Below are 19,291 nucleotides of genomic sequence, written 5' to 3' on the forward strand. Positions count from 1 at the left end.
CGCCAGCGCGGCAGGCCGCCGCGCTGGCGTCCACCGGCGCGTCACATCGGGAAAAGCGTGGTCAGCGGCATGTGTGCCCGCACGATCGGCGATTTCAGCACGACATAGCTGAAATACTTGTCGATGCCGATGTCCATGTCGGTCAGTTTTTCCATGATCTCCTGATATTCGCCAATACCGGACGTGACGAATTTCAGCATGTAGTCGTAGCCGCCCGATACCAGATGGCATTCGAGCAACTGTTCGATCTTCTTCACGGCGGCCAGGAAGCGGGCGAAATCGACCTGGCGGTGATTCTTCAGCGTCACCTCGGTGAAGACGGTCAGGGTCTGGCCCAGTTTGCTGACATTGATCTGGGCGGTGTAACCTTCGATGTAGCCCTCGGCCTGGAGCTTCTTGACCCGCATCAGGCAGGGGCTGGGCGAGAGATTCACCAGCTCGGCCAACTCCACGTTGGTGATCCGGCCGTTCTTCTGGAGCTGATGCAGAATCTTGATGTCGATGCGGTCCAGCTTCATAGGGAACCCATCCGGTTCGAGGGCAGGGGAACGGAGAAGGGCAGCAGAAAATTCTGCCGGCCGGGCTCTGAAAGCTTAGCACGCGCACGCATGCTGTCCACGACCAACAAGCTTTTCTTCGACAGAACAAAGCATCGTCTTTCCAAGCATCGACAGTAGATAATGCCGCTGGATCGGCCAAAGAAGCGCCCGCCGATCCTCCCGCCGTGGCTAGACTGGATAACGCCGAAACCGGAGACCCGCCCCATGCCCGCCCCTTTGCAAATCATCGCATCCACCCCGAGCCTGCCCGATCAGGCGGATGTCGTCGTGATCGGCGGCGGCATCGTCGGCGCCTGGACGGCCTATTACTTGGCCCAACGCGGTCTGTCGGTGGCCCTGGTGGAAAAGGGACAGGTCGGGGCGGAGCAATCCAGCCGCAACTGGGGCTGGTGCCGCCAGCAGAACCGCGACGCGCGCGAACTGCCGATGGCGACCAGGAGCCTGGATCTGTGGGACCGCTTCGCCGCCGAGAGCGGCGAGGATACCGGCTTTACCCGCTGCGGCCTGCTCTATCTCAGCAACGACGACCAGGAACTGGCGGGTTGGGCGCGCTGGCGCGATTTCGCCCGCACCGTCGGCGTCACCACCCACATGCTGTCCGGCGCCGAAGCCGCGGAGCGCGGGCGGGCGACCGGACGCTCCTGGAAGGGCGGCGTCTTCTCGCCGTCCGACGGCATCGCCGATCCGGCGCGCGCCGTCCCCGCCGTGGCGCGGGCCGTCATGAAACTGGGCGGCTCGGTGCATCAGGGCTGCGCCGCGCGCGGTCTGGAGACCAGTGGCGGGCGCGTCAGCGGCGTCGTCACCGAACACGGCACCATCCGCTCCAAGGTCGTGGTGATGGCCGGCGGGGCCTGGGCCTCCTCCTTCTGCCACCAGATCGGCGTGCGGCTTCCGCTCGCCTCGATCCGCTCCTCGATCCTGTCGGTCGGCCCCAATCCCAACGGTCTTTCGGCCGGCCTGCCCGACGCGCTGCACACCGCCGCGGTGTCGATCACCCGGCGCGGCGACGGTGGCCACACGCTGGCGATCAGCGGGCGCGGGCGCGTCGATCCGACCCTGCAACAGATCCGCTTCGCCCCGCAGTTCCTGCCGATGTTCGCCCGGCGCTGGCGCAGCCTGCTGCCCGGCGGGCCGGAGGGCGTACGCTCGGGCCATGAGACCTTGCGGCGCTGGCGGCTCGACCGTGCGACGCCAATGGAGCGGATGCGGGTGCTCGACCCCACCCCCGACCATGGCACCATCCGGCTCACCCACGAACGGGCGGTGGCCCTGCTGCCCGGCCTGAAGGACGCGCCGATCACCGCCGCCTGGGGCGGCTATATCGACAGCACCCCCGACGGCGTCCCCGCCATCGGCGAGGTCGGCAGCCTGCCCGGCCTGATCCTGGCCGCCGGCTTCAGCGGCCACGGCTTCGGCATCGGCCCCGGCGCCGGCCATCTGATCGCCGACCTGATCACCGGCCAAGCCCCGATCGTCGATCCCAAGCCCTATCATCCCGAGCGTTTCGCCGGCTTCTCCGCCGGCAAGGTCGCCGATTTCTGAGCGGTCGGACGCCCCCTCAAACTCAAGCGCGTTCGGCGCCGCCCGGCCCCGGAGCAGGCGGCCCAAGGGTGCCGGCGGCCCGGCGCAGGCAGTCGCGCATCAGGGCGTGGCTGCCGGACAACGGCCGTTCCCTGCTGGTCAGGATGGCGATGGGCATGCGGATGGCGGGCCGGAAGGGCCGCTGGACCAGGCCGGAAAACTGGCTCCAGGGCAGCAGCCCATCGACGACCGCCACCCCGATCCCCTCGCGGACGAACGGAAGGGCGGTGATCGACAGGTCGATCTCCACCGCCGGGGCATAGACGCCCCCCTCCGCCTCGATCGCCCCGGCCAGCAACCGGCCGGGCAGCGTGTCGACCCGGTAGGAGATCAACGTTTCCTCCACCAGATCGGCAAAGCCGATGTCGGCCAGCGCCGCCAGCCGATGCCCCTCCGGCATCAGGCAAACCAGCTCGACATGCCCGACGGTTTCGACATGCAGGTCGGGATGGGGCATGTCGTCCATCGCCACCCCCAGCAGCACGTCGCCGCTGCGCAGCATGTCGAGGATGCTCACCAGCGGGGCGACCAGCGACCGCACGACGATGTCGGGATGCGCCTCGCGGAAGGCGGTCAGCGCCTTGGGAACGATGGACATCGACGGTGGCGCCGAGGCGGCGAGCCGGACCAGGCCGGTACGGCCATGGCGCATGTCCAGCGTACGCCGGCGCAGGGCGCCCAATTCGGAAAAGATGCGCTCGGCCTCCGGATACAGCTCGTTGGCCTCCTGCGTCGGCACCAGCCGACCGCGCACCCGGTCGAACAGTTTGAACCCCAGTTGATCCTCGGCATGGAGCAGGATCTGGCTCAGGGCCGGCTGTGAAATATTCAGCATCGCCGCCGCCCCCGTCACCGTTCCGCAGCGCATCAACATGCAAAAGACTTCCAGTTGGCGGGCTTGCATTCACGATCCTTGGAGTGGAGACGGAATCGGGCCACGACTATAAAAGCCGCCCCTGGGGCAGGTCGAGCGGCAAAGCGGTCACCACCCTCTGGCACCCCGCCGGCAAACCCGCTAATAACCTTTCGCACACGCAACAGAACCGCAATGAAGGCTCTGTCCCTCCGATGATCGAGCTCCGCTCCGTCTCCCACGCCTATGGCGATCGTCCCGTCCTGCATGACCTGTCGCTGCGGCTGGCGGAACGGCGCATCGCCATCCTTGGCGGCAACGGTTCGGGGAAGAGCACGCTGGCGCGGCTGCTGAACGGGCTGATCCTGCCGACCGCCGGCACCGTCGCCGTCGATGGGCTCGACACCCGGACCGAAGGCCGCGCCGTGCGCCAGCGGGTCGGCTTCGTCTTCCAGAATCCCGACACCCAGATCGTCTATCCGACGGTGGAGGAGGATCTGGCCTTCGGACTGAAGGCGCGCAAACTGCCGAAGGACGAGATCGCCCGCCGCGTCGCCGGCGCGCTGGAGCGTTACGGCCTCGACCGCTACCGCCACCAGCCGGCCCACCAGATGAGCGGTGGCGAGAAACAGTTGCTCGCCATCGCCGGGGTTCTGGTGCTGGATCCCGCCTATGTGATCTTCGACGAGCCGACCACCCTGCTCGACCTGCGCAACCGCCGCAAGGTGATCGAGCTTTTGCGCGGACTGCCGCAGACGCTGATCGTCGTCACCCACGATCTCGACATGGTGATGGATTTCGACCGGGCGCTGGTGCTGGAGGATGGCCGTATCGTCACCGACGCCCCCCCGGCCGAGGCGGTGCCAGCCTATGTGCGGCGGCTCGGCTGATGCTTGGGCTCTACCTGCATCGGGACTCCGCCGTCCACCGCCTGCCAGCGTGGGCGAAGCTGGGCGGGCTGCTGCTGGTGACGGTGGCGGTGCTGGCATTGCCCGGCGCCTGGGGGGCGCTGGCCGCCGGCCTGATCGGCGCCGCGCTGCTCGCGGCGGGGCGGCTGCCGGTCCGCCGGGTGCTGGCGGAGCTGCGGGGACCGGTCGCCATGCTGACGTTTCTATTCGGTTTCCAGGCGCTGCTGGCCGGCGGCGGCTGGGAGGAAACCGCCATCGCCGTCGCCCGCTTCGCCGCGCTGATCCTGCTGGCGACGCTGGTCACGCTGACCACCCGCGTGATGGACATGGTCGACCTTTTCGAGCGGCTGTTCGGCCTGCTGCGCCCGCTCGGGGTCAATCCGGCCAAGATGGCGCTGATGCTGGCCCTGACCATCCGCTTCATCCCCCTGCTCGGCGAGCAGGTGCGCGAGGTGCGGATGGCCCAGCGCGCCCGCGGCGTCGAACGCGACATGGCCGCCCTGTTCGTTCCGCTGCTGGTCAAGATCCTCACCATCGCCGATGATCTGACCGCCGCATTGGAGGCGCGCGGCTACGACCCGGCCGAAACCGGAATTGAAGACGGCCAAACAAAGAACAGTCCCCAACGATAAACCCACCTTCCGAAGGAAACGCCCGCCATGTTGTCCACCCGCGACCTCGTCCTCTGCGCCCTGTTCGCCGCCCTGCTGGGCGGGCTCGGCATGGCGCCGCCGATCCCGCTCGGCTTCCTGCCGGTGCCGATCACCGCGCAGACGCTGGGCGTCATGCTGGCCGGCGCCATCCTGGGCGCCAAGCGCGGCGGCATCGCCGCCCTGCTCTTCGTGCTGCTGGTCGCGGCCGGGCTGCCGCTTTTGGCCGGCGGGCGCGGTGGCATCGGCGTGCTGATGGGACCGACCGGCGGCTTCGTGCTGTCCTGGCCGGTCGGCGCCTTCGTCACCGGCTGGCTGGCCGAGCGCTTCGCCACCGGCGCCAACCCGTTCCGCCTGTTCCTGGTCAGCGCCGTCGGCGGCATCCTGGTGGTCTATGCCGGCGGCATTCCCTGGCTGTCGTTGGTCGCCGGCCTGCCGGTGGAAAAGGCGGTCTTCGGGTCCCTGGCCTTCGTGCCGGGCGACCTGATCAAGGCCGGCATCGCCGCCGTCGCCGCCTCCGGCGTCCGCCGCGCCGGCATCCTGCCGATCCATGCCTGATCGGCCATTGATGACCGGCGACGACGACCGATGACGATGAGCGATGATATCGAGGGGATGGACAACCTCGCCCGCCCCTTCGCCCTGGCCGCCGCGCGGGCGCCCGGCCATCCGGCGCTGGTCTTCGGCGGGGAGAGCCTGTCCTATGCCGCCCTGCTGGACCGGGTCCAGCGGGCGGGCGCCGGCGTGGCCGCCCTGCGCCGCGACGGCCAGCCTCCCCGCGTGGCCTTGAGCCTGGGCAACCATCCCGACCTGCTGGTCCTGTTTCTCGGCATCGTCGCGGCCGGCGGCATCGTCGGGCTGCTCGACCCGAAATGGAGCGAAGCGCAGACCGCCGCCGCCCTCGACACCCTTCTCCCCGACCTGCATCTGAGGCTGGAGACCGCCGCCGGCTGGATCTCCGCCCAACCGGCGGGCTGGACCATCCCGGCGGTCGGTGCGAAGACGCCCTTCCTGGTCGGCTTCACTTCCGGCACCACCGGGCGGCCGAAGGCCTTCATCCGCAACCAGGGCTCCTGGCTGGCGACGCTGGCGGCGAGCCGGGTGGAGTTCGCCATCGGCCCCGACGACATCGTGCTGGTGCCGGGGCCGCTGGTCCATGGCCTCGGCCTCTATGGCGCGGTGGAGGGGTTGTCGGCCGGCGCCACGGTCCGGGTGCAGCCGAAATTCGACGCCGACGACGCGGCGGCGCAACTGGCCGGCTGCGGCGTCACCACGCTGGTGCTGGTGCCGACGATGCTGGTCGGCATCCTCGATGCCGCCGAACGCGCCGGCCGCCGCTTCCCCGCCCTGCGCCGGGTGGTCTGTTCCGGTGCCAAGCTGGCGCCGGCGGTGCATGACCGGCTGGCGGCGCTGTGCCCCGACGCGGCGGTGCTGGAATATTACGGCGCGTCGGAGCTGAGCTTCGTCAGCCTGCGCTCCTCCCTCGAAGGCGCGCCCGCCGACAGCGTCGGCCGCCCCTTCCACGGGGTGGAGCTGAGCCTGCGCGACGACGACGGCGTCGCGGTGGAGCGCGGCCAACCCGGCACCGTCTGGGTGCGGAGCGGGATGCTGAGCGACGGCTATCTCGGCAGGACCGACGGCGCCGGCTATCGCGAGCGCGACGGCTGGGGCACGGTCGGCGATTATGGCTGGATCGACGGCGGCGGCTGGTTGCGGCTGGTTGGCCGGGCCGGCGACATGGTCATCACCGGCGGCCTGAACGTCTATCCGGCGGAGGTCGAGGCGGCCTTGCGCGCCCACCCGGCGGTCGCGGAGGCGGTGGTGTTCGGCCTGCCCGACCCCTATTGGGGCGACGCGCTGTCCGCCGTGGTCTGGTGGCGCGGCACCGGCCGGGCGACGCTGACCGACCTGCGCGGCTGGTGCCAGGAGCGGCTGGAGGCCTACAAGGCGCCGCGCCGCGTCTTCGCCGCGGCCGACATGCCACTGACCGGCAGCGGCAAGATCGCCCGCGCCGATGTCCGCGAGCGGGCCAGGGCCGGCGGGCTGGAGGTGGTGGAATGAGCGGCCGCCCGATCATCGCCGCCGCCCGCCGCACCGCCGTCGGCCGCATCGGCGGCGCCCTGCGCGAGCTTGCCGTCGAGGATCTCGCCGCCCCGGTCATCCGCGCCGTGCTCGCCGATGCCGGCATCGAGCCGGCGGAGGTGGACGAGGTGCTGCTGGGCAACGCCGTCGGTCCCGGCGGCAACGTCGCGCGGCTGTCGGCGCTGGCCGCGGGACTGCCGGTGTCGGTGCCCGGCGTCACGGTCGACCGCCAATGCGGGTCGGGGCTGGAGGCGATCAACCTCGCCGCCCGGCTGGTGCAGTCCGGCGCCTGCGAGGTCGTGCTGGCCGGCGGGGTGGAGAGCACCAGCACCGCGCCCTGGCGGATCGTCAAGCCATCCAGCCTCTACCGCACGCCGGCCTTCTACGACCGCGCCCGCTTCGCCCCCGACGGGATCGGCGACCCGTCGATGATCGAGGCGGCGGAGACCGTCGCCGCCGCCCATGGCATCGACCGCGCCCGCCAGGACCGCTACGCGCTGGACAGCCACCGCAAGGCGGTGGCCGCGCAAGCCTCCGGCCGGTTCGCCCGCGAGATCGTCCCCCTCGCCCTGCGCGACGGCCGCGTCGTCGAGCGCGACGAATGCCCGCGCCCCGACAGCGGCCTGGAGCGGCTGGCCGCGCTGCGTCCCATCCTGGGGCCGGACGGCACGGTCACCGCCGGCAACGCCTGCCCGGTCAATGACGGCGCCGCGCTGGTGGCGGTTATGTCGGAGCGGAAGTTCCGCGCGCTGGGCCTGACCCGTGGCCTCGCGGTGGTCGACAGCGCGGCGGCCGGCGTCGATCCCAGGCGTCTCGGCACCGGCCCGATCCCGGCTGTGGGCAGGCTGCTGGCCCGCAACCCCGGCCTGACCATCGCCGACATCGACCTCGTCGAGTTCAACGAGGCCTTCGCCGCCCAGGTGCTGGCCTGCCTCGACGCGCTCGGCATCGATCCGGCCCGCGTGTCGGTCGGCGGCGGCGCGCTGGCGCTCGGCCACCCCTATGGCGCGTCGGGGGCGATCCTGGTGACGCGCCTGTTCAGCGAACTGCTGTTCCCCGCCGCCGGCGCCGCGCCGCGCCGGGGGCTCGCCACGCTCGGCATCGGCGGCGGGCTGGGACTCGCCACACTTCTGGAGCCTGTTTGAATGACCAGCGCCCACACGGCCGGGGATGGTTTCCGGTCGGCCTTCCGTCACCGCGCCTTCGCCCTGTTCTGGAGCGCGCGGGTCTGTTCGATGCTGGCGATCCAGATGCAGGTGGTGGCGGTCGGCTGGCAGGTCTACGCCATGACCGGCGATCCGCTCGACCTCGGGCTGGTCGGGCTGTTCCAGTTCCTGCCCACCCTGGCGCTGGTGCTGGTCGCCGGCCACGTGGTGGACAACAACGACCGCAGGACCGTGCTGTTCGGCGCCCTGTCGATCGAGGCGGTCGCGGTCGCCGCCCTGTTCCTGATGACCATGGCGGGGGCGCTGTCGCCCCAGGCCATCTTCGCCGTGGTGGCGTTGATCGGCCTCGCCAAATCCTTCGAGGGGCCGGCGAACCAGGCGATCCTGTCGGCCACCGTTCCGGTCGAGGATCTGCCGAACGCCGTCGCCTGGCAGTCGTCGGGCGTCCAGGTGGCGCAGATCTCCGGCCCGGCGCTGGGCGGGCTGCTCTACATCGCCGGCCCGGCGGCGGTCTATGGCGTCAGCGCGGCGATGCTGGCGCTGTCGGTCCTGCTGATCGCCGCCTGCCGGCCCCGCCCGGTGACGATGACCAGGCGCGCCATGAGCCTGTCCAGCATGCTGGCCGGCGCCGCCTTCATCCGCCGCCGGCCGGAGATTCTGGGGGCGATCTCGCTCGACCTGTTCGCGGTGCTGCTGGGCGGGGCGACGGCGCTGCTGCCGATCTACGCCCGCGACGTGCTGCATGTCGGGCCCTGGGGCCTCGGCCTGCTGCGCTCCGCCCCGGCGCTGGGGTCGCTCGCCATGGCGATGGTGATCACCCGCTGGGGAGTCAAACGCCATGCCGGGCGGCGGATGCTGGTCGCGGTCGCCGGCTTCGGTGTCGCCACCATCGCCTTCGGCCTGTCGGCCGATCCGGTGCTGTCCTTCATCGCCCTGCTGGCGGTCGGTGCCACCGACCAGATCAGCATGTTCGTCCGCCAGACGCTGATCCAGCTCTCCACCCCCGACGAGATGCGCGGCCGGGTCGGAGCCGTCACCTCGCTGTTCATCGGCGCGTCCAACCAGTTGGGCGAGTTCGAGTCCGGCGGTCTCGCCGCCCTGATCGGCGCCGTTCCGGCGGTGGTGCTGGGCGGCGTCGGCGCCGTCGGCCTCGCCGGCCTGTGGGCGGTGCTGTTTCCGGCCCTGCGGCGGGTGGACCGTCTGCTGGGGCGATGACGCCGGGGCGGCCGACCCCGCCACGCCCTTGAAAACATTGCGGGAGGCGCGGAACTCCAACCCTCGCGGGCATCTGGGCTCAAAGGGAGGATTTCGCCGCCCCCGAGGATGGGAATCCCGGCTTCCCCATCGGTTCCGCGTGGGAAACACCGGGATCCGTTCCAGACTTCGCGGGACTGACGGATGTCCAGCCATGCGATGGCGCGGGAATGGTCCTGGGCGGGACCAGGGGAAAACGATAAGTTTGCTATCTAAGGGTTTGGTATATTAGGGTTCTGCATTTTTTCGTATTGTTTCGTGGCGGAAAATTGCGCTATAAAAGTGTTTATCTTCTCTCCGTGAACCACCCCTCCGGGAGTTCCGGGGCGTTGACACCAAGAAAATTGGAGGAATCGGTATGTCGTTTAAATTTGCCGGAGCGTTGGGTTTCGCCGCCTCCCTGCTGTTCGCCGTGCCGGCGCTGGCGGGAAGCACCAATGTCGTTGTACAGAATCTTTCCGGCCAAACTGTCACCGTGTCGGGGACCAGCGTGGGCCTTCCGACCTCGATCGCCAACGGCAGCTCGGGATCGGGCGTATCCAGCTTTTCCTCCGGTCAGCCGGACAACGGTGTTCTCACCGTGTCGGGGGGCGGGAAGTCTTGCAGCTTCTCATGGTCGCGCCCGGGGCAGCAGGTCAAGAATGGCCCGCTTTGCGGGACTTTGACCAGTTTCTCTACGAATCTTGGGGTAGGCTCTTGGAATTGTGGCAATTCGGTGATTAGCCAGCAGCCCTCCCCCAGCTGTTCGGGCACGGTGCGGTTCACCATCCAGTAATATGCAATGGCGGGCATCCAGAAATGATGCCCGCCAGTCATCCCGCTGACGGAGTGCCGAAAATGGCTGGAGCGATCACGGATTACAACGGCCCCAACGTCACACTTGCCGGTGGTTCGGCCTTGAAAAAATTTATGGAGAACACCGCCGCTGCCGCCAAAAAAAAAATTGAGGAGACTGGGAACGTTGAGGGATTCAAGGCAAGCTTTAGGTCCGCTAATGGCGAGATATCTATAAATATCACGTCACAGTTTGGAACTGACCTGAATGGAAAATCTGGCTATGCCTTATCATATCGCTTGGAGACAGCGGACAACGGCATCCAAGTGGCCGGGGGCGAAAGCGGCAGTGACATCGCCGACAGCGGCAAGGATATTGATGAATTTATATCAAGCGCTAGAAAATTAAATGACTGGGCCGGCACAAAATCTTCAAACATGACAGAGGAAGAGGAACTGAAAAACGCAAAAGAAAGTCTTTCTCCAGATCAATACAAAATATTTGTTCAGGGCATAAAAGAATCCAAAGCGGCGTACGAAGCTCAGCAAAAGGAGTTGCGAGGAGAAAAAGGTGATGGATCCTCGCCGGCATCGGGCGGCGGCACGCGGCTTGACCGGATGAAGGCGCGGAGCGAGGACACGGCACGGCTTGCCGAACGGCTGCTGAAGGGTGCCACCGGGCGCGACCAGTCCGGAGCGGCCAGCGCCGCCGAATTGCTGATCTCCTCCCTCAAAGCCCCCGCCACCGACAAACCCTCCGCCCCAAACTCGGACGCGGCGGCGTCCCCGCCCGCCTACAAGCCCGTCGATCTGAAGACTTGAGCAGGGACAGAACAGCACCACACATCGGCCGCGCCTCGATGCCGTGCGCGCCGATCATCCCGCTGACGGAGTGCCGAAAATGGCTGGAGCGATCACGGATTACAACGGCCCCAACGTCACGCTTGCCGGTGGTGCTGCCTTGAAAAAATTTATGGAGAACACCGCCGCTGCCGCCAAAAAGAAAATCGAGGAAACCGGAAGCGTTGAGGGATTCAAAGCGGGATTCACGTCGGCAAACGGCGAGATATCTATAAACATCACATCGAAACCTATCATAGAATCCAGTGGTCGCTCAGGATACGGCCTATTTTACAGCCTGGATACAAATGATCAAGGTGTTCAGGTCGCAGGAAGTCAAGGCATAATTGGCACAACTTTCAACAGCGACGATGTAGATAAATTCGTCTCAATGATATCCGAAACAAATGACAGCCTTGGCACAAAATCAGGCCACATGACAGAAGAAGAAGAACTTCAGTGGGCAAAAAGAAACCTTTCGCCAGATCAATACGACAAGATTGTTCAAGGCATGAAGGAATCAAAAGCGGCGTACGAAGCTCAGCAAAAGGAGTTGCGAGGAGAAAAAGGTGATGGATCCTCGCCGGCATCGGGCGGCGGCACGCGGCTTGACCGGATGAAGGCGCGGAGCGAGGACACGGCACGGCTTGCCGAACGGCTGCTGAAGGGTGCCACCGGGCGCGACCAGTCCGGAGCGGCCGGCGCCGCCGAATTGCTGATCTCCTCCCTCAAAGCCCCCGCCACCGACAAACCCTCCGCCCCAAACTCGGACGCGGCGGCGTCCCCGCCCGCCTACAAGCCCGTCGATCTGAAGGCTTGAGCAGGGACAGAACAGCACCACACATCGGCCGCGCCTCGATGCCGTGCGCGCCGATAATCCCGCTGACGGAGTGCCGAAAATGGCTGGAGCGATCACGGATTACAACGGCCCCAACGTCACGCTTGCGGGTGGTTCTGCCCTGAAGAAATTCATGGAAAGCACCGCCATTGCCGCCAAAAAGAAAATCGAGGAAACCGGAAGTGTCGCAGGATTTAACGCAAACTTTACATCTGCTGACGGTGAAATTTCTGTCAAAATCACATCAAGAGCCATGACTGAGGATAATGGGAAATCTGGATATGGCCTTTTCTATGAAGCCGATACAAAGGATAAAGAATACCAAGTATCTCATGGAGCAGGCGTTCAAGGGGTAACAGATAGCGGAGACGATGTTGATCGATTTATCTCAAGCATGAATAAAATGAATGACGTTCTTGGCACAAAAGCTGCCAAAATGACTGATGAAGAATATCTTCAGTTTGTTAGAAAAAATTTTCCGCCAGATCAATACGACAAGATTGTTCAAGGCATGGAGGAATCAAAAGCGGCGTACGAAGCTCAGCAAAAGGAGTTGCGAGGAGAAAAAGGTGACGGATCCTCGCCGGCATCGGGCGGCGGCACGCGGCTTGATCGGATGAAGGCGCGGAGCGAGGACACGGCACGGCTTGCCGAACGGCTGCTGAAGGGTGCCACCGGGCGCGACCAGTCCGGAGCTGCCGGCGCCGCCGAATTGCTGATCTCTTCCCTCAAAGCCCCCGCCACCGACAAACCCTCCGCCCCAAACTCGGACGCGGCGGCGTCCCCGCCCGCCTACAAGCCCGTCGATCTGAAGGCTTGACCACCGCCCGGCTGGGGAGCGGCGCCATCGCCCGTTCCGTTCGGTCTTTGCCTGTCCGTGGCGCATTGCGTATGCTGTGGACAGTTCTGGTTGTGTCAAGGGTGTTTCCGTGGCGATTATGAGCGCGCCGACCGCATTTCCCGCGATCATACGCTGTATGGTCACCCTGGCCCTGGTGGCCGCCGCTGGTGGCGCGGAGGTCGGGCATGCGCAGATGGCTCCGCAGCCGCGCTATGCCCATGAAGGTAGCGGGCCGCCGCCGCCGTTGAGCGGTCCCGAGCTGCGCCTGACCCTGCCGGAGGCGGTTTATCTCGGGCTACGCCGGAATCACGGGGTCCAGACCGCTTATCTGCAACGGGTGCTCGACGCCTACAATCTCCATGTCGCGGAATCGGCCTTCACCCCGCGGGGAAATCTGCTCTCCACCTTCGACGCCGACCGCACCGGCGGCGGCCGGGGCGTCGCCGTCGGGCTGACGCCGACGGTGCGGACGCTGACCCCGCTGGGAACCATCATCGCCTTTGGCTGGGATCTTCGGCAGAGCAGCCGGCGGCAGGCGGAGGGGGGGCTGGCGCGCGGGGAATCGACGCTCACCCTGTCGGTCATCCAGCCGCTGCTGAAGGGCGCCGGCTATGACACCGCCATGGCCCCGGTGCGCACCGCGCGCTTGCAGGAGCGCTACAACCAGCTTCGCCTGAAAAGCGCGGTCGCCACCACCGTCACCGACATCGCCCGCGCCTATCACCAGTTCGTGCAAACCCGCCAGCAGATCGTCCTGGCCGACGGCGCGCTGCGACGCGCCCGCGAGCTGGAGGCCACCAACCAGGCCCTGATCGCCGCCGGGCGGATGGCCGCGGTCGAGCTGTTCCAGGCCCAGGCGACCACGGCGGCGCAGGAGCTGGCGCTGTCGCAGGCGCAAAGCGCGTTCGACGCCGCCCGGCTCGCCCTGCTGACCCTGCTGGCGCTCGACCTCGACACGCGGGTCGTTCCCGCCGACCGGCTGACTGCCAAGCCGGTGCGCATTGAGGTGAACGAGGTGCGGGCGCTGGCCTTCGACAACCGGCCGGATTACCTGTCGCAACTGATCGCCATCGAAAGCGCCCGCATCGGGCTGGACGTCGCCCGCAACCAACGGCTGTGGGACGTGTCGGTGGTCGCCGGGGTCAGCGTGCCGGGCGCCGGGCGCGGCGGCTGGCGGGCGTCGGAAAATCTGCCCAACACCAAGACCGATCTGCGGGCCGGGCTCCAGCTCAACATCCCGATCAACGACCTGTCGCTGAAACAGCAGGAGGTCCAGGCCAATGTCGGCCTGCGGCAGAACGAGCTTCTGCTGGAACAGCTGCGCGCCCAGGTCGACCAGCAGGTGCGCGACGGGGTGCGGACGGTCGACGCCATGTGGCGTCAATACGCCCTCAGCCGGCAGGTGCGGGAACTGGCCGAACGGACGCTCGCCGGCGAGATGGCCAAGCTGCGCGCCGGGCGGTCGAGCAACTTCCAGGTCGTGTCGTTCCAGGACCAACTGCGCTCCGCCGAAAGCGGCGAGCTGGCGGCGCTGGTCGCCTATCTCGACGCGCTGGTCCTGCTCGACCTCCAGGTCGGCACCACCATCGACACCTGGGGCATCCAACTGAACGATCCGCCGCCATGATGGGTCCGTCCCGTTTCCCTCTCCGGCGGCGGCTGGCGCTGCTGTGCGCGCTGGCGGCCGGCGGCTGCGCGCCACCCGAAATTCCGCTCCCCCGCGCCGCCGCGCCGGACATGGCGGTTTCCACCGGCGGGCTGCCGCTGGCGGCCTACGCCCGCCCGACCGGCGAGGAGGGGGTCTCCCTCCGGCTGGTGCCGCCGGCCGACAGCCCGCCTTCCGCCGCTCCATGAGGCGCGCATGACCATCCTCGCGCTTGATGGCGTGCACAAGAGCCATGGCCGCGCGGCGGGCGCTGTCCAGGTGCTGCGCGACGTGTCGCTGGACATCCGGCGGGGCGAGGTCTGCGCCATCGTCGGGTCGTCGGGGTCGGGCAAATCGACGCTGCTCTCGCTGATGGGGCTGTTGGACCGGCCCGATTCCGGGCGGCTCCGCTTCGAGGGGGAGGAGGTCGGGGCGGCCTCGGCCGATCGGCTGGCGGCTCTGCGCAACCGCCGCATCGGCTTCGTCTTCCAGGCCTTCCACCTGCTGCCCCGGCTGACGGCGCTGGAGAATGTCGCCCTGCCCTTCCTGTATCGCGGCGTGCCGCCGCGCCTGGGCCGTGACCGCGCGGCGGCGATGCTGGAGCGGGTCGGGCTGGGCGACCGGCTGCATCACCGGCCGGAGGAGATGTCGGGCGGCCAGCGCCAGCGCGTCGCCATCGCCCGCGCGGTGGTCGGCGAGCCCGCCCTGCTGCTGGCCGACGAGCCGACGGGAAATCTCGACAGCGCCACCGCCCGCCAGATCATCGACCTGTTCTTCGCCCTGAACGCCGAGCTGGGGGTGACGGTGGCGCTCGTCACCCATGATCCCGCCATCGCGGCGCGCTGCGGCCGTCAGTTGATGATGCGGGACGGGCGCCTGGACAGCCTGATGCCGGCGGATGTCGCATGAGGCGCGTCAGACCGGGGGAGGACGGGGAGAGCGGCGGACGCCTGTGGCGGGCGCTGGCGGCCGACGCGCTGCGCAATCTGGGGGCGATGCGGCAGCGCTCGCTTCTGGCCCTGCTCGGCATCGCCATCGGAACGGCGGCGGTGGTCGCCCTGATCTCCATCGGCGAGAATGCCAGGGAACACTCGATGCGCCAGTTCCTCGCCATGGGGGCCGACATCCTGACGGTCCAGAAGGATTTCAGCCTGTCCAGCCGGCCGGCGACCCTGACCCGCGCCGATGTCGAGCGGCTGCGGACCGTCCCCGGCATCGAGGAGGTCGCCCCGGTGGCGATGCTGGGGGTGGAGATCCGCCAGGGGCGCACCCGTCTGCCCAGCCCCGTCGCCGGCGTCACCCCGGAGCTGTTCGCGCTGGTCCAGGCCAAGGCGGCGCAGGGACGGACGCTGACGGAACAGGACCGCGCCGAGACCGTCGTCGTTCTCGGAGCCGGGCTGGCCCGCCGCCTGGCGGAGGACGGCCAGCCCCCGGCGCCGGGCGGCCTGCTGCGGATGGGCGGCTACAATCATACGGTGGTCGGCGTGCTGGCGGACAGCGTGCCGAACCCGGTACTGCCGCTGGATGTCAACAGCACGGCCTTCGTGCCCTTGTCCGGAGCGCGGCGGGTGTCGGTCAACAGCGACATCACCAACCTCGTGGTCCGCAAGGCGTCGTCCGCCGACGATCAGGCGGTGCGGCGGTCGCTGATCGAGGAATTTTCCGCCGGCCCCCGTCCCCGCACGGTGATGGTGCAGAGCGCCCGCCAGTTGATCGTCGCCATGACCGATCAGGCGCGGGTCCACACCCTGCTTCTGGCCGCCATCGGCGGCGTGTCGCTGATCGTCGGCGGGGTCGGGGTGATGAATGTGATGCTGATGGGCGTGGTCGAGCGGCGACGCGAGATCGGCTTGCGCCTCGCCTTGGGCGCACGCCCGATCGATGTCCGGGCGATGTTCCTGGCCGAGGCGCTGGCGCTCTCGCTCTGCGGCGGGATGGTCGGCGTCCTGCTCGGCCTCGCGGCGGCGGCGCTCTATGCCTGGAACGCCGGGTGGGCGTTCGCGCCGTCCATCCTGTCCCTGCCGTTGGGGCTCGGCATGTCCAGCGGGGTCGGGCTGTTCTTCGGACTTTACCCGGCGGTGCAGGCGTCCCGCCTGGAGCCGGTCGCGGCGTTGCGGGGAGAGTGAGCGCCGATGCTGTCGCCACGAAGGCTAGGAGTTGGTCGATGAAGGCGGAAGGACCACGACCGGCGGACGGCGGGTCGCGCCGGTGGCTGGACAGGCTCGCATGGTTCTGCGGCGGCGCCCTGTGCGCCGGTCTTGCTTTGACCAGCCCGTCCTGGTTCGAGGACGCGCAGGCGACGCTGGCCGGCGAGCGCGCCGCGATGCCGAAGGCCGCACCACCTCCACAGCAGGCGGCACAGGAATTGACCACGCCGATCCCCGCGCTGTCCGTGGCCGGAACGATCGAGCCGGGCCGCACCGTGACGGTGGTCGCCCCCTTCGCCGGATCGGTGAAGGAGAAGCGGTTCGATTATGGCCAGCGGGTCGAGGCCGGTGAGATCCTGCTGGTCATCGATGGCTTCGATATGGATATGCGCGTGCGCGATGCGGAGGCCGCCCTTCTCAAGGCGGCGCAGCGTCTGGACGAGACCAGGACCTGGACCACCGGCGCGGAGATGGCGCGCGCGCAACGCCAGGCCGCCGCCGCAAGGCGGGAAGCCGAGCAGGCGCTGCGCCGGGTACAGGATGCCAAGCCCCTGATCGCCCAGGGCATCATTCCCCGACAGGAATATGAGGATCTGCAAAGGCAGGCCGACGCGCAGGGACTCAACCGCGTTGCGGCGGAGGAGGAGTTGGCCGCCACCGCGAAGCGGGGCGGACCCGACGCCGTCCGCATGGCCGAGCTGGAGCATGCGAGCGCGCTGGCGAAGGCCGAGGATCTGCGCCGGCAGTTGGAGCGTGCGGTGGTCAAGGCGCCGGCATCCGGCATGATCATGAAAGCGCCAACCGCCTCTTCGGCCAATGCGTCCGGCGTCACGGCGATCGAGGTCGGCGCCGGGCTGTCCCAGAACCAAAGCCTGTTCATGATCGCCGAGATGGACAGCCTGGCGGTGGTGGCGCAGGTCGACGAGATGGACGTCAACCGCCTGCGCGTCGGCCAGCCGGTCGACATCACCGGCGATGCCTTTCCGGACAATCCGCTGTCCGGGCAAGTCGCCTGGATCGCGCAGCAGGCGACCGTCGCCGAAGGCGGGGCTTCGCCCGGCGCATCCTTCGCCGTTCGCGTGGCGCTGTCCCCCCTGTCGGACGCGCAGAAACAACGCATACGTGTCGGCATGTCGGCGACTCTGACCGTCGGAACGAATTGAAGGCCCCTCTGCCGAGTGAACCGCTCCGGCTCGGGCGGAAGTCCCATCCCCTGGAAGGAGGAGGGCAATCACGATGAGTCCGGCGGGGCCGGCCAGACATCCTCAAATTCACCGGACATTCACCGTTATGTCATGGTTTTGTTATGAATCGCTCATATTGCAGTGAAACCAGCGATACTTAAATCGGGTCAGAAAGATGCGCAATTTTCTCCTCGCCCTGGCATCCGCGACAATTCTGAGTAGTGCCGCGAATGCCGCCGTCATCTACCCGCTCGACCGGGCCACGGTGCTTGTCGGTTCGCCCTTCGACCTCAAGGTCGAATTCGACAAGGTGGTCAAGCCCGAGGACGTGAAGGTCACGGTGAACGGCCAGGACTATGAGGCCGTCTTCGGCAGGAAGGCGAGCTTCGTCGCGGAGGAGAAGGGCGACAAGGGCAAGCTGCTGGGTTCGGCCCTGCTCCTGCGCGATCTGCGGATCGAGACTCCCGGCAAGTACAAGGTCGAGGTGGTGGCCGGCGACGAACGGAAATCGGTCGACTGGGATGTCTACCCCACGGCTGCGACCCCGAAGGCCAGGAACATCATCTTCCTGCTGGGTGACGGCATGTCCGTCGCTCACCGCACCGGCGCGCGGATCATGTCCAAGGGCATGACCGAAGGCAAGGCCAATGGCCGGCTCTACATGGACGATGTGCCGCCCGTCGCCTTCATCGGCACCTCTTCGACCTCGTCGATCGCGACGGACAGCGCCAACACGATGTCCGCCTACATGACCGGTCACAAATCGGCGGTGAACGCGCTCGGCGTCTATGCCGACCGCACGCCCGACAGCCTGGACGATCCCAAGGTCGAGACCATCGCCGAGGCGCTGCGCCGCAAGACGAAGAAGTCGGTCGGCATCGTCACCACCGCCGAGGTCGAGGACGCCACGCCGGCCGCCCTGGTCGCCCACACGCGCAAGCGCAGCGACAAGGCCGAGATCGTCGAGATGCTCTACAACGTGAAGCCCGACGTCCTGCTCGGCGGCGGCTCCGCCTATTTCCTGGCCAAGTCCGTCCCCGGTTCCAAGCGCAAGGACGACAAGGACTACATCCAGCTGTTCAAGGATGCCGGCTATACGCTGGCGACCGACAAGAAGGAGCTGGAAGCGGCATCCGGCGCGACCTCCGGCAAGCTGCTCGGCCTGTTCCATCCCGCCAACATCGACGTGACGCTGGACCGCGAGTTCCTGAAGAAGGGGACGGTGGACAAGTATCCCAACCAGCCGGGTCTGGTCGAGATGACCAAGGCCGCCCTCGGCCAGGTGTCGAAGAATCCGGAAGGCTTCTTCCTCATGATCGAAGGCGCTTCGATCGACAAGATGAGCCATCCGCTCGATTGGGAACGCGCCCTGTTCGAGACGATCGAATTCGACAAGGCCGTCGGTCTCGCCCGTGACTTCGCGGCGAAGAACCCCGATACGCTGATCATCGTCACCGGCGACCACACCCACGGCGTCTCGCTCATCGGTACCGTGGACGATGACAAGCCGGGCACGGAGATGCGCGAGAAGGTCGGCACCTACGCCGCAGCCGGCTTCCCGAACTACGAGGACAAGGACGGCGACGGCTATCCGGACCGCGTCGACGTGTCCCGCCGCCTGTTCATGGCCGCGAACAACGGCCCCGATCATTACGAGACCTTCCGCCCGAAGATGGAGGGGCCGTTCGTTCCGGCGATCCAGAACGAGAAGAAGGAATATGTCGCCAACGAGGCGTATAAATCCGTTCCGGGTGCGGTCTTCGTCCAGGGCAACATCCCGCGCGACGAGGACAGCGGCGTCCATGCGGTCGACGACGTGGTCCTCCAGGCGATCGGTCCCGGCGCGGACGGCCTGCGGGGCTACATGGAACAGAGCGACGTTTACAAGGTCCTGGCGGACGTCTTCGCGCTCGGTACTCCGAAGGCGCCGTAAAAGGCTGTGCCACGATGGCGGTGCGGGCGGCATCA

At 67.6% G+C, this 19,291-nt stretch carries 19 protein-coding genes; 17 read left to right on the forward strand and 2 right to left on the reverse strand.

Going from position 1 to position 19,291, the window contains the following annotated elements; translation table 11 throughout:
- Nucleotides 1-41: 41 nt before the first annotated feature.
- A complete protein-coding gene (locus tag AZL_RS26255; protein ID WP_012977455.1) occupies nt 42-518 on the reverse strand; it encodes an Lrp/AsnC family transcriptional regulator in 477 nt (158 codons plus the stop codon).
- Between the two features lie 246 nt (nt 519-764).
- Between AZL_RS26255 and AZL_RS26260 the strand changes: the two genes are divergently transcribed.
- A complete protein-coding gene (locus AZL_RS26260) occupies nt 765-2,102 on the forward strand; it encodes an NAD(P)/FAD-dependent oxidoreductase (RefSeq protein ID WP_012977456.1) in 1,338 nt (445 codons plus the stop codon).
- A 22-nt stretch (nt 2,103-2,124) separates the two neighbouring features.
- Here AZL_RS26260 and AZL_RS26265 read toward each other — a convergent pair whose 3' ends face one another.
- Nucleotides 2,125-3,045: a LysR family transcriptional regulator gene (locus tag AZL_RS26265; RefSeq protein ID WP_012977457.1), complete on the reverse strand. Its 921-nt coding sequence runs from the start codon at nt 3,043-3,045 to the stop codon at nt 2,125-2,127.
- A gap of 164 nt (nt 3,046-3,209) precedes the next feature.
- Here AZL_RS26265 and AZL_RS26270 point away from each other — a divergent pair, with 164 nt between their 5' ends.
- The 16 genes from AZL_RS26270 (at nt 3,210) to AZL_RS26340 (ending at nt 19,256) form a co-directional block, all read left to right on the forward strand.
- Complete coding sequence (locus AZL_RS26270) at nt 3,210-3,884, forward strand: energy-coupling factor ABC transporter ATP-binding protein (RefSeq protein WP_012977458.1); 675 nt, start codon at nt 3,210-3,212, stop codon at nt 3,882-3,884.
- Nucleotides 3,884-4,534 (forward strand): energy-coupling factor transporter transmembrane component T family protein, encoded by a 651-nt coding sequence (locus AZL_RS26275; RefSeq protein WP_012977459.1) that lies wholly within the window; start codon nt 3,884-3,886, stop codon nt 4,532-4,534. The genes AZL_RS26270 and AZL_RS26275 overlap by 1 nt, the downstream gene beginning before the upstream one ends.
- Before the next feature lie 30 nt (nt 4,535-4,564).
- Nucleotides 4,565-5,110, forward strand: coding sequence for a biotin transporter BioY (locus AZL_RS26280; RefSeq protein ID WP_042445881.1), 546 nt, complete (start codon nt 4,565-4,567; stop codon nt 5,108-5,110).
- A gap of 36 nt (nt 5,111-5,146) precedes the next feature.
- Nucleotides 5,147-6,613, forward strand: coding sequence for a class I adenylate-forming enzyme family protein (locus AZL_RS26285; protein ID WP_148219649.1), 1,467 nt, complete (start codon nt 5,147-5,149; stop codon nt 6,611-6,613).
- Nucleotides 6,610-7,779, forward strand: coding sequence for a thiolase family protein (locus tag AZL_RS26290; RefSeq protein WP_012977462.1), 1,170 nt, complete (start codon nt 6,610-6,612; stop codon nt 7,777-7,779). The genes AZL_RS26285 and AZL_RS26290 overlap by 4 nt, the downstream gene beginning before the upstream one ends.
- Nucleotides 7,780-9,015 carry an MFS transporter gene (locus AZL_RS26295; protein ID WP_012977463.1) on the forward strand — a complete coding sequence of 412 codons (1,236 nt, stop codon included), beginning with the start codon at nt 7,780-7,782 and terminating at the stop codon, nt 9,013-9,015. It abuts the gene before it with no gap.
- Nucleotides 9,016-9,412: 397 nt separating this feature from the next.
- Nucleotides 9,413-9,829 (forward strand): hypothetical protein, encoded by a 417-nt coding sequence (locus tag AZL_RS35855; RefSeq protein ID WP_148219650.1) that lies wholly within the window; start codon nt 9,413-9,415, stop codon nt 9,827-9,829.
- A 62-nt stretch (nt 9,830-9,891) separates the two neighbouring features.
- Complete coding sequence (locus tag AZL_RS34785) at nt 9,892-10,650, forward strand: hypothetical protein (RefSeq protein WP_247894469.1); 759 nt, start codon at nt 9,892-9,894, stop codon at nt 10,648-10,650.
- Nucleotides 10,651-10,729: 79 nt separating this feature from the next.
- Complete coding sequence (locus AZL_RS34790) at nt 10,730-11,488, forward strand: hypothetical protein (RefSeq protein WP_247894470.1); 759 nt, start codon at nt 10,730-10,732, stop codon at nt 11,486-11,488.
- Nucleotides 11,489-11,567: 79 nt separating this feature from the next.
- Nucleotides 11,568-12,326 carry a hypothetical protein gene (locus AZL_RS34795; RefSeq protein ID WP_247894471.1) on the forward strand — a complete coding sequence of 253 codons (759 nt, stop codon included), beginning with the start codon at nt 11,568-11,570 and terminating at the stop codon, nt 12,324-12,326.
- 157 nt (nt 12,327-12,483) lie between these two features.
- The gene (locus AZL_RS26315; protein ID WP_052293784.1) at nt 12,484-13,974 is read left to right on the forward strand and encodes a TolC family protein; all 1,491 of its coding nucleotides are present in this window, start codon (nt 12,484-12,486) and stop codon (nt 13,972-13,974) included.
- Nucleotides 13,971-14,201 (forward strand): hypothetical protein, encoded by a 231-nt coding sequence (locus AZL_RS26320; RefSeq protein ID WP_042445693.1) that lies wholly within the window; start codon nt 13,971-13,973, stop codon nt 14,199-14,201. The genes AZL_RS26315 and AZL_RS26320 overlap by 4 nt, the downstream gene beginning before the upstream one ends.
- Before the next feature lie 7 nt (nt 14,202-14,208).
- Nucleotides 14,209-14,901 (forward strand): ABC transporter ATP-binding protein, encoded by a 693-nt coding sequence (locus AZL_RS26325; RefSeq protein WP_012977467.1) that lies wholly within the window; start codon nt 14,209-14,211, stop codon nt 14,899-14,901.
- Nucleotides 14,898-16,118, forward strand: a complete 1,221-nt coding sequence (locus AZL_RS26330; RefSeq protein WP_012977468.1) for an ABC transporter permease — start codon at nt 14,898-14,900, stop codon at nt 16,116-16,118. Before AZL_RS26325 ends, AZL_RS26330 begins: the two co-directional genes overlap by 4 nt.
- 38 nt (nt 16,119-16,156) lie before the next feature.
- Nucleotides 16,157-17,302: an HlyD family secretion protein gene (locus tag AZL_RS26335; protein ID WP_012977469.1), complete on the forward strand. Its 1,146-nt coding sequence runs from the start codon at nt 16,157-16,159 to the stop codon at nt 17,300-17,302.
- 196 nt (nt 17,303-17,498) lie between these two features.
- Nucleotides 17,499-19,256, forward strand: a complete 1,758-nt coding sequence (locus tag AZL_RS26340; protein WP_012977470.1) for an alkaline phosphatase — start codon at nt 17,499-17,501, stop codon at nt 19,254-19,256.
- Nucleotides 19,257-19,291: the final 35 nt, after the last annotated feature.

Source organism: Azospirillum sp. B510 (genome assembly GCF_000010725.1).
GTDB classification, from domain to species: Bacteria; Pseudomonadota; Alphaproteobacteria; order Azospirillales; family Azospirillaceae; genus Azospirillum; species Azospirillum lipoferum_B.

Coding starts and splice junctions, on each gene's coding strand:
- AZL_RS26325 (WP_012977467.1), top strand. CDS start 14,209: ATGACCATCCTCGCGCTTGATGGCGTGCACAAGAGCCATGGCCGCGCG.
- AZL_RS34795 (WP_247894471.1), top strand. CDS start 11,568: ATGGCTGGAGCGATCACGGATTACAACGGCCCCAACGTCACGCTTGCG.
- AZL_RS26295 (WP_012977463.1), top strand. CDS start 7,780: ATGACCAGCGCCCACACGGCCGGGGATGGTTTCCGGTCGGCCTTCCGT.
- AZL_RS26255 (WP_012977455.1), bottom strand. CDS start 518: ATGAAGCTGGACCGCATCGACATCAAGATTCTGCATCAGCTCCAGAAG.
- AZL_RS26315 (WP_052293784.1), top strand. CDS start 12,484: ATGGTCACCCTGGCCCTGGTGGCCGCCGCTGGTGGCGCGGAGGTCGGG.
- AZL_RS34785 (WP_247894469.1), top strand. CDS start 9,892: ATGGCTGGAGCGATCACGGATTACAACGGCCCCAACGTCACACTTGCC.
- AZL_RS26270 (WP_012977458.1), top strand. CDS start 3,210: ATGATCGAGCTCCGCTCCGTCTCCCACGCCTATGGCGATCGTCCCGTC.
- AZL_RS26330 (WP_012977468.1), top strand. CDS start 14,898: ATGAGGCGCGTCAGACCGGGGGAGGACGGGGAGAGCGGCGGACGCCTG.
- AZL_RS35855 (WP_148219650.1), top strand. CDS start 9,413: ATGTCGTTTAAATTTGCCGGAGCGTTGGGTTTCGCCGCCTCCCTGCTG.
- AZL_RS26260 (WP_012977456.1), top strand. CDS start 765: ATGCCCGCCCCTTTGCAAATCATCGCATCCACCCCGAGCCTGCCCGAT.
- AZL_RS26290 (WP_012977462.1), top strand. CDS start 6,610: ATGAGCGGCCGCCCGATCATCGCCGCCGCCCGCCGCACCGCCGTCGGC.
- AZL_RS26340 (WP_012977470.1), top strand. CDS start 17,499: ATGCGCAATTTTCTCCTCGCCCTGGCATCCGCGACAATTCTGAGTAGT.
- AZL_RS26265 (WP_012977457.1), bottom strand. CDS start 3,045: ATGCAAGCCCGCCAACTGGAAGTCTTTTGCATGTTGATGCGCTGCGGA.
- AZL_RS26275 (WP_012977459.1), top strand. CDS start 3,884: ATGCTTGGGCTCTACCTGCATCGGGACTCCGCCGTCCACCGCCTGCCA.
- AZL_RS26320 (WP_042445693.1), top strand. CDS start 13,971: ATGATGGGTCCGTCCCGTTTCCCTCTCCGGCGGCGGCTGGCGCTGCTG.
- AZL_RS26285 (WP_148219649.1), top strand. CDS start 5,147: ATGAGCGATGATATCGAGGGGATGGACAACCTCGCCCGCCCCTTCGCC.
- AZL_RS34790 (WP_247894470.1), top strand. CDS start 10,730: ATGGCTGGAGCGATCACGGATTACAACGGCCCCAACGTCACGCTTGCC.
- AZL_RS26335 (WP_012977469.1), top strand. CDS start 16,157: ATGAAGGCGGAAGGACCACGACCGGCGGACGGCGGGTCGCGCCGGTGG.